The 13753-nt window shown below is 48.4% G+C and carries 15 protein-coding genes; 9 read left to right on the top strand and 6 right to left on the bottom strand.

From position 1 onward, the window contains the following. Positions 1 to 132 precede the first annotated feature (132 nt). From mepA to N530_RS0108710, 7 genes are all read left to right on the top strand, one after another. Positions 133 to 1152, top strand: a complete 1020-nt coding sequence (gene mepA / locus N530_RS0108680) for a penicillin-insensitive murein endopeptidase (protein ID WP_035266734.1) — start codon at positions 133 to 135, stop codon at positions 1150 to 1152. Between the two features lie 85 nt (positions 1153 to 1237). Next, the gene (locus N530_RS0108685; RefSeq protein WP_026480380.1) at positions 1238 to 1657 is read left to right on the top strand and encodes a methylglyoxal synthase; all 420 of its coding nucleotides are present in this window, start codon (positions 1238 to 1240) and stop codon (positions 1655 to 1657) included. Continuing rightward, on the top strand, positions 1650 to 2681 hold the full coding sequence (locus N530_RS0108690) for a glucokinase (RefSeq protein WP_026480381.1): 1032 nt from the start codon (positions 1650 to 1652) through the stop codon (positions 2679 to 2681). The genes N530_RS0108685 and N530_RS0108690 overlap by 8 nt, the downstream gene beginning before the upstream one ends. A gap of 136 nt (positions 2682 to 2817) precedes the next feature. Further along, positions 2818 to 4566 (top strand): ABC transporter ATP-binding protein, encoded by a 1749-nt coding sequence (locus tag N530_RS0108695; protein WP_211097883.1) that lies wholly within the window; start codon positions 2818 to 2820, stop codon positions 4564 to 4566. Between the two features lie 7 nt (positions 4567 to 4573). Beyond that, complete coding sequence (gene dapB, locus N530_RS0108700) at positions 4574 to 5392, top strand: 4-hydroxy-tetrahydrodipicolinate reductase (RefSeq protein ID WP_026480383.1); 819 nt, start codon at positions 4574 to 4576, stop codon at positions 5390 to 5392. A 37-nt stretch (positions 5393 to 5429) separates the two neighbouring features. Further along, positions 5430 to 6071 carry a 2,3-bisphosphoglycerate-dependent phosphoglycerate mutase gene (locus tag N530_RS0108705; RefSeq protein ID WP_026480384.1) on the top strand — a complete coding sequence of 214 codons (642 nt, stop codon included), beginning with the start codon at positions 5430 to 5432 and terminating at the stop codon, positions 6069 to 6071. Further along, the gene (locus tag N530_RS0108710; protein ID WP_026480385.1) at positions 6072 to 6773 is read left to right on the top strand and encodes a hypothetical protein; all 702 of its coding nucleotides are present in this window, start codon (positions 6072 to 6074) and stop codon (positions 6771 to 6773) included. It abuts the gene before it with no gap. Positions 6774 to 6814: 41 nt separating this feature from the next. On the opposite strand, the gene N530_RS0108715 is transcribed toward N530_RS0108710, so the two are convergent. The 3 genes from N530_RS0108715 to N530_RS0108725 all read right to left on the bottom strand — a co-directional run bounded on the left by N530_RS0108715 (position 6815) and on the right by N530_RS0108725 (position 9679). Beyond that, complete coding sequence (locus N530_RS0108715) at positions 6815 to 7696, bottom strand: bifunctional helix-turn-helix domain-containing protein/methylated-DNA--[protein]-cysteine S-methyltransferase (RefSeq protein ID WP_026480386.1); 882 nt, start codon at positions 7694 to 7696, stop codon at positions 6815 to 6817. A 74-nt stretch (positions 7697 to 7770) separates the two neighbouring features. After that, positions 7771 to 9141, bottom strand: a complete 1371-nt coding sequence (locus N530_RS0108720) for a mechanosensitive ion channel family protein (RefSeq protein WP_026480387.1) — start codon at positions 9139 to 9141, stop codon at positions 7771 to 7773. Positions 9142 to 9175: 34 nt separating this feature from the next. Continuing rightward, the gene (locus tag N530_RS0108725) at positions 9176 to 9679 is read right to left on the bottom strand and encodes a DUF2244 domain-containing protein (RefSeq protein ID WP_026480388.1); all 504 of its coding nucleotides are present in this window, start codon (positions 9677 to 9679) and stop codon (positions 9176 to 9178) included. Between the two features lie 21 nt (positions 9680 to 9700). On the opposite strand from N530_RS0108725, the gene nth reads away from it, so the two are divergent. Further along, complete coding sequence (gene nth, locus N530_RS0108730) at positions 9701 to 10471, top strand: endonuclease III (protein ID WP_051540852.1); 771 nt, start codon at positions 9701 to 9703, stop codon at positions 10469 to 10471. A 40-nt stretch (positions 10472 to 10511) separates the two neighbouring features. Here the strand turns inward: nth and N530_RS0108735 are convergent, their stop codons facing one another. Next, the gene (locus N530_RS0108735; protein WP_026480390.1) at positions 10512 to 11228 is read right to left on the bottom strand and encodes a sulfate transporter family protein; all 717 of its coding nucleotides are present in this window, start codon (positions 11226 to 11228) and stop codon (positions 10512 to 10514) included. A 133-nt stretch (positions 11229 to 11361) separates the two neighbouring features. On the opposite strand from N530_RS0108735, the gene N530_RS0108740 reads away from it, so the two are divergent. After that, a complete protein-coding gene (locus N530_RS0108740; protein WP_026480391.1) occupies positions 11362 to 12360 on the top strand; it encodes an adenosine kinase in 999 nt (332 codons plus the stop codon). Here N530_RS0108740 and N530_RS0108745 read toward each other — a convergent pair whose 3' ends face one another. Then, positions 12361 to 12996, bottom strand: coding sequence for a trimeric intracellular cation channel family protein (locus N530_RS0108745; RefSeq protein WP_026480392.1), 636 nt, complete (start codon positions 12994 to 12996; stop codon positions 12361 to 12363). A gap of 3 nt (positions 12997 to 12999) precedes the next feature. Next, positions 13000 to 13734 (bottom strand): nucleotide exchange factor GrpE, encoded by a 735-nt coding sequence (gene grpE / locus N530_RS0108750; protein ID WP_026480393.1) that lies wholly within the window; start codon positions 13732 to 13734, stop codon positions 13000 to 13002. Positions 13735 to 13753 lie beyond the last annotated feature (19 nt).

Here is a 13753-nt window from a genome sequence, read left to right on the forward strand (position 1 = left end):
AAGCAGCAACTGTGACTTTCATGTCATTGACGTTAGGTGGTTTCAAGGTAGCCTTGTCACAACTGATTTGCCGATGATTTGGATTCGAATATGACAATATGTTTTGCAAATATACATAGCATAACAAAACGAATGGTTTCATTGGCGTGCCTAACGGGTCTGGCGTTGACGCTCAGCAGCCCAATGGCAGAAGCACAAACAGCGGCCAAAGAAATATTTGGTCGCACGCCCCTCCCATCGGTTAATCCCGCTGAAGTGCATGGGTTTTATTCCAAAGGCTGTATATCCGGCGCTGTCGCCATGCCGACCGACGGTCCAACGTGGCAGGCAATGCGTTTGGAGCGCAACCGGCGCTGGGGGCACCCAAATTTGATTGCGCTGGTTCAAAAATTGTCACGTGATGCGGTATCGGATGGCTGGCCGGGTTTGTTGGTTGGCGATATTTCACAGCCACGCGGCGGGCCTATGCTTACAGGCCATGCTTCGCATCAGGTCGGGTTAGATGCCGATATTTGGCTGACAAAGATGCCGAATCGGAAACTAACGCGGCAAGAACGGCGTGATACGAGCGCCATATCTGTCTTGAAAAATGACACGCTTTATGTGGACCCAAACATTTGGACGCCAGCACATGGCAAGTTGATTGCACGTGCAGCGCGTTTTGATGACGTGGAGCGTCTTTTTGTGCATCCAGGCATTAAAAAGGCGATGTGCGAAACCTATGGCGGTTCGCCGCAAAATGCTTCATGGCTGGGAAAAGTGCGCCCTTATTACGGGCACCATTATCATTTTCATATTCGAATGAAATGTCCGCAAGGCTCAACCGAATGCCGCAAGCAAGATGCGGTTCCTGCGGGTTCAGGCTGTGATGCTTCACTTGATTGGTGGTTTACCAAAGAACCTTGGACGCCCAAGCCACCCAAGAAAGACGCAAAGCCGGTTAAAAAGCGCGTCGTAACGCTGTCTGATCTTCCAAATAGCTGTTCTGCTGTTTTGCGTGAGCCGCAACCAGCCAACGAGCAATTGGTAACATTTGATGCCAGTTATGATCCCACTGCGGCACTAGCGTCAGCAAGTCCATCGTCTGCACCAGCGGCAAAAAGTGCGGGAATTGGTTTCGATTGGCCAATTCCAGGCTCTCGTCCTTATTAAATTGACTGTCATGCAGCTCTAAAGCTTCCATGCTATGGAAAAGTATTCTATAGCAATTTCAAACGATTTAAAGAAAAGTCGATTGATGGATAAATCAGAAGAGTTACGTAAGCCTGTTTTAGCACTGATTGCACATGACCAGAAAAAAGATGATCTGGTTATGTTTGTAAGCAGGCACATTGCGCATTTTTCCAACTGCCAATTATTTACAACTGGAACAACTGGTTCACGAATTTTAGCAGAACATAAAAACCTTGATTTGATGCCGCTCAAAAGTGGACCGCTTGGCGGCGATCAACAGATCGGTGGCTTGATCGCAGAAGGCAAGGTTGATGGATTGATCTTCTTTGTCGACCCCTTAACGCCCATGCCGCACGACGTTGATGTGAAGGCGCTTATGCGGCTTGCGATTGTTTATGATATTCCTATGGCGCTTAACCGTTCAACCGCCGAAATTTTATTGACGAACTTTGCCGAACAGGCAGATGGAGAATTAAATGCCTAGCAATTCGCATATTTCACCGACAGCACTTCCTTTTCCGATTCTGATTGCAGATATCGGCGGCACGAACGCACGTTTTTCTATTGTTGTTGATTCTTATGCTGAACCTAAAACGTTCGAGCCAATTAAAACCAAAGATTATCCGTCTTTGGATGTGGCGATTCAAACCCATGTGTTGGACCGCACATCGTTGCAACCGCGTGCCGCTGTTCTTGCGGTCGCAGGGCCGACAGATGGTGATGAAATCGACCTGACCAACAATCATTGGGTGGTAAAACCAGAAAAGATGATTGAGCAGTTCGGACTGCAAGATATTATCGTGTTGAACGACTATGAAGCACAGGCTTTAGCGATCGTCGCGCTTGAAGATGAGCATCTGAAAAAAATTGGTGGTGGCACAAAGGCTGAGCGCAGCAATTGCGTCATTTTAGGCCCAGGCACTGGCCTCGGCATGGCAGGTTTAATCCATGCGGCAAACACTTGGATACCGGTTGCAGGTGAAGGCGGACATATTGATCTTGGTCCGCAGACCGATCGTGACAACGAGATTTTCCCGCATTTGGAACGCATTGAAGGCCGTGTAACGGGCGAGCAGATTTTATGTGGGCGAGGCTTGGTGAACCTTTATCAAGCCGTTGCTAAGGCCGCTGGGGAAAAACCAAAATTTACAACGCCTGAAGATGTAACCGCTGCTGCAAAAGATAAATCTGATGCACTTGCCGTGGAAACTATTTCCCTCTTTAGCGAATATCTTGGACGTGTTGCAGGTGATCTGGCGCTTATTTTTATGGCAAAAGGCGGCGTTTATCTAACGGGCGGTATCACGCAGAAGATCTTGTCGATTTTTGATGAAGAGCGTTTCAGAGCTGCATTTCAAAACAAAGCACCGCATTCTGAACTGATAAGCGCTATGCCAACTTTCGCGATACTCCATGAGCAAGCGCCACTCGCTGGATTAACGGCTTATGCACGCACGCCGGTACGCTTTGGCGTGTCGCTAGACCGTCGCCATTGGTGTGCCAAGTAAGTCAATTAGGTAAGCCAATATGGTGCTGTTTTTTTGAGGCTGGTTCCGTTATACCCGCCTCAAGAATAGCGAGAGTGGCAGTAGTTTGACCCAGTTGATATCGACAAGTGATAAAACCGTTGAAGATGGCGGCCTCATGCATGTGCTGCGGCGCATCTATGACGAAAATGGCCGCCGATATTATAAGTCCTATCTATTCGTTGTTCTTTGTCTGTTGGTGATATCTGCAACGACTGCATTTTCTGCATGGATCATGCGCGATGTAATCGATCAGATATTTTATAACCAGCGCAAAGACCTGATCGCTGTCATTTCTCTTGCAATCATGGGTGCTTTCACCTTGCGCGCTCTGGCAATGTATTTCCAAGCGACAACGATGAAGCGTATCGGGAATGATCTGGTCGCAAGTTATCAGAAACGCGTTTTTGCAAAACTCATGTCTTCGGGCGTGGACTTTTTCAACGATAATCGTTCGGGTCGTTTGGCGGCGTTAATATCAGCCAATATTGATGGCATACGCGATGTTCTATCTCTCACGATCACATCTTTTGCGCGTGATTTCGTAACGCTGGTCGGCCTCGTCATTGTCATGTTTTTGCAGGACGCGACGCTCTCATTGATAACGTTCATCATCGGCCCGCTTTTGATCTTTGGCGTTGCTTATGTTTCGCGGCGTATTCGTTCTGTAACCCGTGAAACGGTCCAGTTGAATGCGCGTGTTATCGGTACGATGCAGGAAGCGATGCAAGGCATTACCGTGATTAAAGCTTTCACGATGGAAGAACAGCTTAGCCGGAAAATTCAAGATACAATCGAACATGCGCGCGAGCGTAATAACAAGCTCGCTGTCGTGACAGAGCGTGTAACGCCAATCACTGAAATAATCGCCGGATTTGCCGTGGCAGGTGCCATAGCCTATGGCGGTTATCGCGCCATCAATGATGCGCAGCCGCCAGGTGCAATGTTTGCCTTTATCACAGCACTGCTATTTGCATATGACCCTGCAAAACGCCTTGCACGCCTGAAAGTTAATTTGGAAAAGGCGGTCGTCAATGCCCGCATGATCTACGAAATTCTCGATATGGAAGACAAGCAGCGTGATGCAGCGGGCGCGGCGGCGCTGGCTGTTGATGGCGGAGAGATTGAATTTGAGAACGTAGATTTTAACTATGGTGATGGCACGGCTGTGTTGCACGCACTAAGCTTTAAAGCTGAAAGTCACAAAACCACAGCATTGGTCGGGCCTTCTGGCGCGGGCAAATCAACAGTTATTTCGCTCATACAGCGGTTTTACGATCCATCGAGCGGAAACATTCTTATCGATGGTCAAAACATCGATAACGTGACTAAAAATTCCCTGCGTCAGCAAATCGCTTTCGTGTCACAGCAAGCCTATCTGTTTGAAGGCTCGATTATGGATAATATTCGCTATGGCCGCCCTGATGCGACGGATGCGGAAATTATCAAGGCGGCTGAACTGGCCAACGCTCACCAATTCATTTTGCAACAATCTGCTGGTTACGACACCCCTGTGGGTGAGAACGGTGTGACTCTGTCTGGTGGCCAGCGTCAACGCGTATCGATTGCACGTGCAATTGTGCGCAATGCGCCGATTTTGCTATTAGATGAAGCAACTTCAGCGCTCGACAATGAGTCTGAGCGATTGGTTCAAGATGCGCTTGAAAAAGTTATGAAGGGCCGCACGACAATTGTTGTTGCCCACCGTCTTTCAACCATCGTTAATGCCGATAAAATCATTGTTATCAATGATGGGCAGGTTGTTGAAACCGGTACACATGCGTCATTGTCAAAAAAGAAAAACGGCATGTATGCTCGGCTCAACCATTTGGGCAAAGGCGGCAAAGCTGCTTTGGATATAGAATAGGTATAGGATGACACAGACCGTAAAAATTGCAGTTGTTGGTGCATCTGGCCGTATGGGCCGCGCACTCATTCATGCGGTGTCGCAGAACCCGAAGACCGTGCTTGTGGGTGCGCTTGAGCGCGATGGTGCCGATGCGATTGGCATGGACGCGCATCGTATGATTGGTGAGGCGGCCAACCAGATTATCATTACCGCTGATAAAGATCAGGCGCTGGGCGATGCAGATGTTATCATTGATTTCACAGCGCCAGCGGCAACTTTAGCTTTTGCAGATTATGCCGCCAAGAAGGGCATTGCGCATATTGTTGGCACGACAGGCATGTCTGGCGATGATGATGCAAAGCTTGCATCTTTTGCCGAAAAAACAACCATTATGAAGTCCGGCAACATGTCGATGGGTGTCATTATGTTATCGGTGTTGGTCGAACGTGCTGCAAAAGCATTGACCGCACAGGACTGGGACATTGAGGTGCTGGAAATGCACCATAAACACAAAGTCGATGCACCATCAGGCACAGCGCTACTGTTGGGCGATGCCGCTGCCACAGGCCGCGATATTGATCTGACAGAAAATTCTGTGCGTGTTCGTGACGGTCATACTGGTGCGCGAGAAGAAGGTTCAATCGGCTTTGCAACTTTGCGCGGCGGATCAGTGGTCGGCGATCATTCGGTCATGTTTGCCGGTAATGGCGAAAGCATCACTCTGTCGCATCGTGCAGAAGATCGAAGCATTTTTGCACGCGGTGCTGTTAATGCGGCCATATGGTCTGTTCGCCAAAAGCCCGGCCTTTACTCAATGCGTGACGTTCTTGGATTGAACGACTAAACTTAAAACAACTCACTTAGAAAAATGGAGCCTTCCTATGTCCGGTAAACTCATTCTTGTCCGTCACGGTCAAAGCGAATGGAACAAACTCAATCTTTTCACAGGTTGGAAAGACCCTGATTTGACCGCGCAAGGAATTGAAGAAGCGCAAGAGGCTGGCCGCGCTCTTGCGGAAAAGGGCTTTAAATTTGACATCGCTTTTACATCTGTTTTGCAGCGTGCTGAAAAAACCTGCCAGATGATTCTTGATGGCGTTGGGCAGTCCGATTTGGAAACTATCCACGACCAAGCGCTTAATGAGCGTAACTATGGCGATTTGGCTGGTTTGAACAAAGATGATGCGCGCGAAAAATGGGGTGAAGAGCAGGTGCATATCTGGCGCCGTTCTTACGACACACCGCCACCAGGTGATGAAGGCGAAAGCCTGCGTGATACAGGCGCGCGCGTTTGGCCTTATTTCATGACGGATATTTTGCCGCGCGTTCTTCGTGGTGAAACGGTGCTTGTTGCTGCACATGGCAACTCATTGCGCTCGCTGATCATGGTGCTCGACCGTATGGACAAGGAAAGCATTTTGAAGCTCAATTTGGGTACGGGCGTACCGATTGTTTATGAGCTTAATGCGGATTCAACGGTTAAATCCAAAGAGGTTTTGGGTGATATGTCCGGCGCGCATTAAATGAAACGGGAGGATGAAGACCTAAATATTGGAATTGCTTTCGGCGTTTTCTTAGGTGTACCGATCACACTATTTATGTTTTACCTTGGGAAAGAAAATTTGGATCATATTGAGTGGGAAACTCTCCTAGTAGGCACCTTAGCGACCTTGGGTGCCGCCGCTACAGTCTGGATGATTAGGAGGCAGATTGCATTTGAACAAAAAAAACACGATGAACATGGCATTGCCAAGCGCATGGTGGCTCGAGCGGAGTTAAACTTTGCGCTCAGTGAACTTTGTGAGCACGCGGAGCGCAGTATCGGGAATGTTAGCCAAGGAAAGAAAGTAGAACGATTCAGCGGACATGCAATTGAGGCGTTGAAAGCGATGGTTGAATATGGGGACCAAAAAATTCAATTTCGCATTTCAAAACTTTTTCAAAAGCTTCAAGTTGCTGATTCACGTGCCTCTGAACCTGCTAATAATATTACTGATAAAGCAACATACTCGTTAAATTATATGGAGGTGTATTGTGTTGCCAGTTCGTTGTATGGTTATGCGCGGTTAGAAATAGATGAAATTCGGCCAATTGAGACTCAAGAGTTAAATTTTAATCCGATATTTTTTAATATTAAGACGGTGAATTTAATAGATGAAATCAATCGCCAAGCGGATGCATATCGCAAGAGGGTAATAACGGCATTTACTTTTATCGATAGTTAATCGTTGTATCGCTTGCAAATAAATCACCAGGTTGGTGCTACTCAAGCCTCTCCAACCTGCCCTGCTTCCCATCCCAGCATGGCGCGTTTGCGCGTTAAACCCCAGTGATAGCCGGTCAGCGCCCCTGATTTGCCCATAGCGCGGTGACACGGCACAACAAATGAAATCGGATTTGCGCCGACCGCTGCACCAACGGCGCGTGATGCTTTCGGGCGTCCAATATCCTGTGCAATCTGGCTATAGGGCAAGGCGCGGCCCATCGGTATTTTAAGCAGCGCTTCCCATACATCGACTTGAAAATCCGTGCCAATAAGCACAACGCGCAAGGGTTGGTTGTCGCGCCATTGGGATGGATTAAACACGCGCTGTGCATAGGGCTGCGTCGCGCTTAAATCTTCTTCAAAAGTCGCAAAAGGCCAGCGCTGTGCCATATCATCAAAAGTTGCACGTTCATCGCCAATATCGCAAAAGGCAAGGCCCGCAAGTCCGCGTGTTGTGGCCATAATAAGTGCAAGACCAAAGGGTGAGGCATGAAACCCATAATGGATTGTAAGCCCTGCACCGCCTGATTTGATTTCACCGGGTGACATGGATTCATGCGTCACGAACAAATCGTGCAAACGGCTAGGGCCGGAAAGACCAAGTTCATAGGCTGTATCAAGCAATGGCAAGTCGGCTGCCAGCAAACGGCGTGCATGATCAATCGTAACGGCTTGCAAAAAACCTTTTGGAGATAGCCCTGCCCAACGCGTAAATAGTTTTTGTAGCGCTGTTGGCTCCATTGAAACATTTTTCGCCAGTTCATCCAGTGACGGTTGCTCGCGGTAGTTCTCGCTAATCAACGATATGACACGCGCAATCTTTTCATAATCGCTGTCACGTTTGACTTCTTGTGTCAGTGAAATTTCTGCTAATTGGGACATGGCGTCATCTCCGGACTTCAATATCCCAATTCAGCACTTTGAGCGCATAAGAACCACCCGAAACTTGACGCAAATCAACCTTCTTTCTTCCCAAGTTCATCGCGCACATTTTCACTCAGCAGATCTTCACGCTCGGCATTGCTGCGCTCTTCGTCAACACGTTCGATTATGCTCTCATCAGGGCGCACATCCTTGGCGTGATCATCTTCGCGTTCATTCGCGCTTGTTTCCTGTTTTGGAGCGGATGCTTTTTTGGGTGTTTCACTTGGTGCATCACCTTGGTGAATAATGCGGAAGATTGGTTCTGGGAGCGCAAAACCGTTTCTTTCGAGCGCCAATTTGGTCAGCCGCATCGTTTCTGATTGGGCTTTTGTAAAACTCGTTTGCGTTTGGTCCACCCAACCCGTGAAAACCAAGACGACATTAGAATCGCCAATACTGCTAATCCATGCGTCAGGTGCAGGCTCTTGTAAGACAAAGTCCTGTGCTCTGGCTGCGTTCAAGCCGGTCTCCAGCGCCTTGTCGAGATTGCTCTCGCTCGCAACGCCAATTTCAAACGAAAAGCGGCGATGCGGATTGCGGCTATAATTCGTAATGTTACTTTTAAAGACCGTGGAATTTGGAATGCGGATATGATTGCCCGAAGCATCCATTAAAATCGTGGCGCGTGACGTAAGGCTGATCACGAAGCCTTCATATCCTTCAATGGAGATAAAATCACGCGGCCTAAATGGCTGGCGAATCGACAGCAATATGGATGCAATATAGTTTTCAACCGTGTCACGAACCGCAAAACCGATGGCAAGACCAACGATACCGGCAGCGCCGAGGATTGTGCCCAGCAACGCTGTTGCACCCAAAATATCAAGCGCGAGCACAACACCGCTAACAAAAAAGATCAGGCGAATGATTTGTCTAAGCAGATCGGCAATGAATTGGTTTGGGCTGAGACGGTCCCATGGCCATGTGCGTGAAGCAACAAAAAGTCCGATCAGAAACACAATGCCGCCAACGACGACTGCAACCGTAAACAAGGGAACAAAGGCAATGGACTGCCAGAAGCGATTGTTGAGCCGTTCCCACACAGGCACAAGGCGTTCGCGCAAGGATGTAACCTCGGTGATTTCGTTGCGAACCGTGACAACACCTTCGACGCGCTGAGCAACATCGATTGCTTGTTCTGCAAGGCTTGCCTCTGTCACCTCGCCGCGAAGCGTTACAACGCCTGAGCTGACGATAACATAAACACGGTTCATACCATCGAGCTCGGCTAAAATACGCTCAATACGCAAGTCGATATCAGCATCATCAATGACGGAGGTATCGGCATTGATGATAGCTTTATTTGCCGATGACTGAGCGGCCGTATCGGATTGTGCAGAAGCAACAAGCGATAAGCTCAGCCAGAATATAAAGGTGAAAATAGTTTTTGAAGTCAACCGCATCGTTTTCCCCGCTTCATGCGAGCAAAGACTGGCCTCATTTCTTGGCTTTCGCAAGGGCCTGCGAGAAAGCCGTTGCAAAGCTTTCCCGATCATCGGGGTTCAGAAATGCCCCGATTGTAGATTGATAGCCTTCGCCTGTTATGCGCATTGATGTAATGCCGATTTCATCGTTACGTTCGACGAGAAATTTGGCCCAAAAGGGATTGTATATATGTTTGCGTTGGCGTCCGTTTGGCGTGATTTTTCGAACTTCTAGCGCTGTTCGGGATATTGTGATTTCTTCACGTGCGCGACCAGCATGATAGCTGAATTTGAAGGCTGCATATAAAAGCGCAACATCAAAAAAGAAAAAGATGGCAACTGGCCATGCGCCTAGATGAAAATAAAAATAGGCATTTGAAACACAGATTACAGCCACAATAACCATCATGAGTGCAAAGCCAGATGATGATAGTGATCGATATGGAACAAGCTGCGCTGCAAAAATCGGGTTTGCATCGTCGCCGTCCCAGCCTATGTCAAAATTAGAGCTATTCATAAAAGCAGGATATAGGACGCGATGACGACTGGAAAAGGAAAAATTGCCGCATCAGTTGCGCCGAAGAAAACAAAACCTGCAGCGCTTAAGAAAAAGCGCCTGCCGCGCACCAAATATAATCAGCAAGAATTGCACGAAATTTTCCGCAGGTTTTCCATACAGCGACCAGAACCTAAGGGTGAATTGCTTCACGTGAATCCCTTTACGCTTGTTGTGGCGGTCGCATTATCGGCGCAAGCCACCGATGCGGGGGTAAATAAAGCCACGCGCGAACTCTTTAAAATTGCCGATACGCCTGAAAAAATGCTGGCGCTGGGCGAAGAGACGGTCGGAAATTATATCCGCACCATCGGACTTTGGCGCAATAAGGCCAAGAACGTCATTCTGCTATCGAAAAAGCTAATTGATGATTTTGGTTCAGTTGTACCTAAAACGCGCGAAGAATTGGTAATATTGCCAGGTGTTGGCCGCAAAACAGCCAATGTGGTTATGTCGATGGCATTCGGTATTCCTACGATGGCTGTCGATACGCATATATTGCGCATTGGCAAACGCATTGGCCTTGCGCCTGCTGATACACCGGATGATGTCGAGGCGATTTTGATGCGGATTATTCCGGATGAATATCTTTTTCATGCGCATCATTGGCTGATTTTACATGGTCGCTATTGTTGTAAAGCGCGTAAGCCGGAATGCGAAAAATGTGTCATTGCAGATATTTGCAAGTCGAAAGAAAAAACCTGCGATATACCTGCTGCGCTTGTCGAGTTGCCACAGCAGGTTATTACGTAAGTAAATAATCCCTGCTAGCAAAAGTGGGAATCTGTTTTGGCTAGGACGTGCGTTCAGCCTTGCTTGCTATCGCTTTATGCAAATGCACCATGAGCGCTGCACCAAATAAAGGCGTCATCAAATTGACGATAGGAATGGCAAGAAAGCCTGCAATCATCAGGCCGCCCATGATAATCGTGCCAGAATAGCGTGAGCGCAACATGCGCACCGTTGCAGCATCGTGATGTCGCAGCGCTGCAAATTCGAAATATTCGCGTCCAAGCAAATAGCCATTAATGGCAAAAAACGCGATCAAGTTAACGCCAGGAACAAGCAGCAACATCAGGGCAAGCAGATTGCCAAGAATAACAATGCCAAAAAACTTGAGCGACATGATGATTGAACGGCCAAGCGGCATCGCAGTGCCCGGTTTATCGTTCGGATAATCCTGTTTTTCGACATGTTCTGCAACATCGTCAAGAAACAAGCCCGCGATCACCGCACTGACTGGTCCGATCAGAAACGTTAATCCTACCGCTAAGCCAAGGCCCGCAATGATTGCCGCAAACAGGCCCATCGTACCCGTCCAGCTCGGAAGACTTAATGAGGCAAACCAGTCGCTAACAAAGGGAACTGCAAAAGTCTCTAACCCTACGGTTGTAAGGTTCCAGATAATGATGAGTGCAAGAATTGTCAGGCCCAGTGTTTTCCAAAACACTTGACGCAATTTGGGATCGAGAATTTCTCCGATCGCTTTTTGTGCAGAAGCTATCAACATGGTGACGAGATGGGTGTTGTGTCTTTCGATTGCAAGAACGCGGTAGCAAGAGTGCTGCGTTTTTAGAACAAAGGCTTTTATAATGTGCTGCACCGCGCTAAAGCCATTAAAACACAAATGAAGAGCAGTATTTATGGCTACTTACGACATTCTATGCATTGGCAATGCGATTGTTGATATTATCGCGCGCGCTGAAGATGATTTTCTTAAAGACAACGGCATCATTAAAGGTGCGATGAACTTGATCGATGCTGATCGCGCTGAGCTGCTTTATGAGCGTATGGGCTCGGCAATTGAAACATCCGGTGGCAGTGCGGGCAATACTGCAGCAGGCATTGCGAACTTTGGCTCAAGCACGGCCTATTTCGGCAAGGTTGCAGATGATCATTTGGGCAAAATTTTTCGCCATGACATCCGCGCTCAAGGCGTAGCGTTTGATACCAAGCCGCTCGCAGAAACGCCGCCAACCGCACGGTCGATGATTTTAGTCACGCCCGATGGTGAGCGTTCGATGAACACATATCTTGGCGCATGCGTTGAGCTTAGTCCTGAAGACGTTGAAGATGACAAGGTCGGAAATTCTGGCATTGTTTATTTTGAAGGTTATCTATGGGATCCGCCGCGTGCGAAAAACGCGATCAGAAAATCGGCTGAAATTGCGCACGCAAACGGCAAAAAAGTTGCCATGAGCTTGTCTGACCCATTTTGCGTTGACCGCTACCGCGAAGAATTCCTCGAACTCATGCAGTCTGGCACAGTCGATATTATTTTTGCCAATGATGATGAGCTGAAATCGCTTTATCAGACCGCTGATTTTGACACAGCACTTCAAGCGCTGCGCGGTGATTGTGATCTTGCCGCTGTTACAAAGGGTGCTGATGGCTCTGTCATCATTAGCGGCGATGATACTTATGATATTCAGGCCATTGAGATAAATGAGCTGGTAGACACGACAGGCGCTGGCGATCTTTATGCAGCTGGCTTCTTGCACGGTTATGCGCAGGGTCTTGATCTGGATATTTGCGGCAAGCTTGGATCGCTCGCAGCAGGCATCATCATTCAGCAGATAGGCCCGCGCCCGCAAGTTTCGTTAAAACAAGCGGCTATCGATGCAGGTTTGCTAAGCGCCTGATTATATAATGTCATCCGGGTTTCGGCCCGGACGACTTTTATAGGTTGGAAATGTCCAACCAAAGCGCAGTGCGCCGCCGCGTATGATAAAAGTCACCATAAATCCGGCGCTCGCAGCGAAAATCAAAGGCACACCGAGAACTGTTGCGAGCGTATAGGTTGCCGCCCCTGAAAGTACGGCCGCAATATAAACTTCTGAGCGCAAAAGAACCGATGGTTCGCCGGCTAATACATCGCGTAAAATGCCGCCAAATGTTGCTGTAAGGATGCCCATGATTATGGCGATGCTGATCGAATCTGTTGCAGAATAGCCTTTCGATGCGCCCATAACCGCATAGGCGGATATACCGATTGCATCGAGCCAAAGTAAAAGCTTGTAACGGCTCTCAAACATATGGGCTGTAAAATAGACAAGAATCGCGACTGCCGTACTCACGAGAATATAGGCAGGGTTTAAAACCCAAAAGACAGGCGCTTGGCCAAGAACCAAATCGCGCAACGTGCCGCCGCCAATGCCTGTAATTGAGGCAAAGAATAAAAAGCCGATTATATCGACCTGTTTGCGGGATGCAGCAAGAGCGCCGGTGGCTGCGAAAACAGCAACACCGGCATAATCAAGAAACGGTAAGATTTCCAACGACTAGCTGTCGCTTTGATCTTCAGCAGGTGCATCGGCAGGGGGAGCCTTAGGGCCGCCCTTTGCAACACCAACCATTGCTGGACGCAAGACGCGCTCACCAATTTGGTAGCCTGATTGAACGACTTGAACCACAGTGTTGTTCGGTACTTCAGGGTTCGGCACTTCAAACATCGCTTGGTGGAAGTTCGGGTCAAATTTTTGACCTTCTGGGTCAAGCTTTTTCACACCGTGACGTTCCATCGTGCCAAGCATGGATTTCTCGGTCAGTTCAACACCTTCCAAGAGGCTTTTAAACTCATCAGAACCGCTTTCGCGTTTTTCTTCGGTTACAGCTTCAATCGCGCGGCGCAAATTGTCAGAAACAGCAAGCATATCACGGGCAAAATTTGCAACGGCAAAAGATTTTGCATCCGCAACTTCACGCTTTGTGCGGTTACGCAGGTTTTCCATATCCGCAGCAAGACGTAGCATGCGATCTTTTAAATCTGCATTTTCCGTTGTCAGCGCTTCAACCGGATCGATTTGCGGCGTTGCATCCATATCCGGATCTTCGCCGATCCAGTTGCCTTCATCATCGAACTCGTTTGGATCAAGCTCTGCATAATCGTCAGCATTACCTGCTGCAGCGCGTCGGTTTGCCTTGCGGTCGGCTTTCAAAAGCTCGTCAGCTGCCTTGCGTAGACGTTCGCGGGCGCTTGGGCTCATGCCATCTGGCGTGTTTGTTTCGTCGGCCATGGTCAGTATCCATTGGAAA

This window comes from Ahrensia sp. 13_GOM-1096m (genome assembly GCF_000620605.1).
In the GTDB taxonomy this organism is placed as follows: domain Bacteria; phylum Pseudomonadota; class Alphaproteobacteria; order Rhizobiales; family Rhizobiaceae; genus Ahrensia; species Ahrensia kielensis.

Bases quoted from the DNA above. Each gene is read 5' to 3' on its own strand.
- N530_RS0108685 (WP_026480380.1), top strand. From the start codon at position 1,238: ATGGATAAATCAGAAGAGTTACGTAAGCCTGTTTTAGCACTGATTGCA.
- mepA (WP_035266734.1), top strand. From the start codon at position 133: ATGGTTTCATTGGCGTGCCTAACGGGTCTGGCGTTGACGCTCAGCAGC.
- nth (WP_051540852.1), top strand. From the start codon at position 9,701: ATGACGACTGGAAAAGGAAAAATTGCCGCATCAGTTGCGCCGAAGAAA.
- N530_RS0108690 (WP_026480381.1), top strand. From the start codon at position 1,650: ATGCCTAGCAATTCGCATATTTCACCGACAGCACTTCCTTTTCCGATT.
- grpE (WP_026480393.1), bottom strand. From the start codon at position 13,734: ATGGCCGACGAAACAAACACGCCAGATGGCATGAGCCCAAGCGCCCGC.
- N530_RS0108720 (WP_026480387.1), bottom strand. From the start codon at position 9,141: ATGCGGTTGACTTCAAAAACTATTTTCACCTTTATATTCTGGCTGAGC.
- N530_RS0108705 (WP_026480384.1), top strand. From the start codon at position 5,430: ATGTCCGGTAAACTCATTCTTGTCCGTCACGGTCAAAGCGAATGGAAC.
- N530_RS0108725 (WP_026480388.1), bottom strand. From the start codon at position 9,679: ATGAATAGCTCTAATTTTGACATAGGCTGGGACGGCGACGATGCAAAC.
- dapB (WP_026480383.1), top strand. From the start codon at position 4,574: ATGACACAGACCGTAAAAATTGCAGTTGTTGGTGCATCTGGCCGTATG.
- N530_RS0108710 (WP_026480385.1), top strand. From the start codon at position 6,072: ATGAAACGGGAGGATGAAGACCTAAATATTGGAATTGCTTTCGGCGTT.
- N530_RS0108715 (WP_026480386.1), bottom strand. From the start codon at position 7,696: ATGTCCCAATTAGCAGAAATTTCACTGACACAAGAAGTCAAACGTGAC.
- N530_RS0108735 (WP_026480390.1), bottom strand. From the start codon at position 11,228: ATGTTGATAGCTTCTGCACAAAAAGCGATCGGAGAAATTCTCGATCCC.
- N530_RS0108695 (WP_211097883.1), top strand. From the start codon at position 2,818: ATGCATGTGCTGCGGCGCATCTATGACGAAAATGGCCGCCGATATTAT.
- N530_RS0108740 (WP_026480391.1), top strand. From the start codon at position 11,362: ATGGCTACTTACGACATTCTATGCATTGGCAATGCGATTGTTGATATT.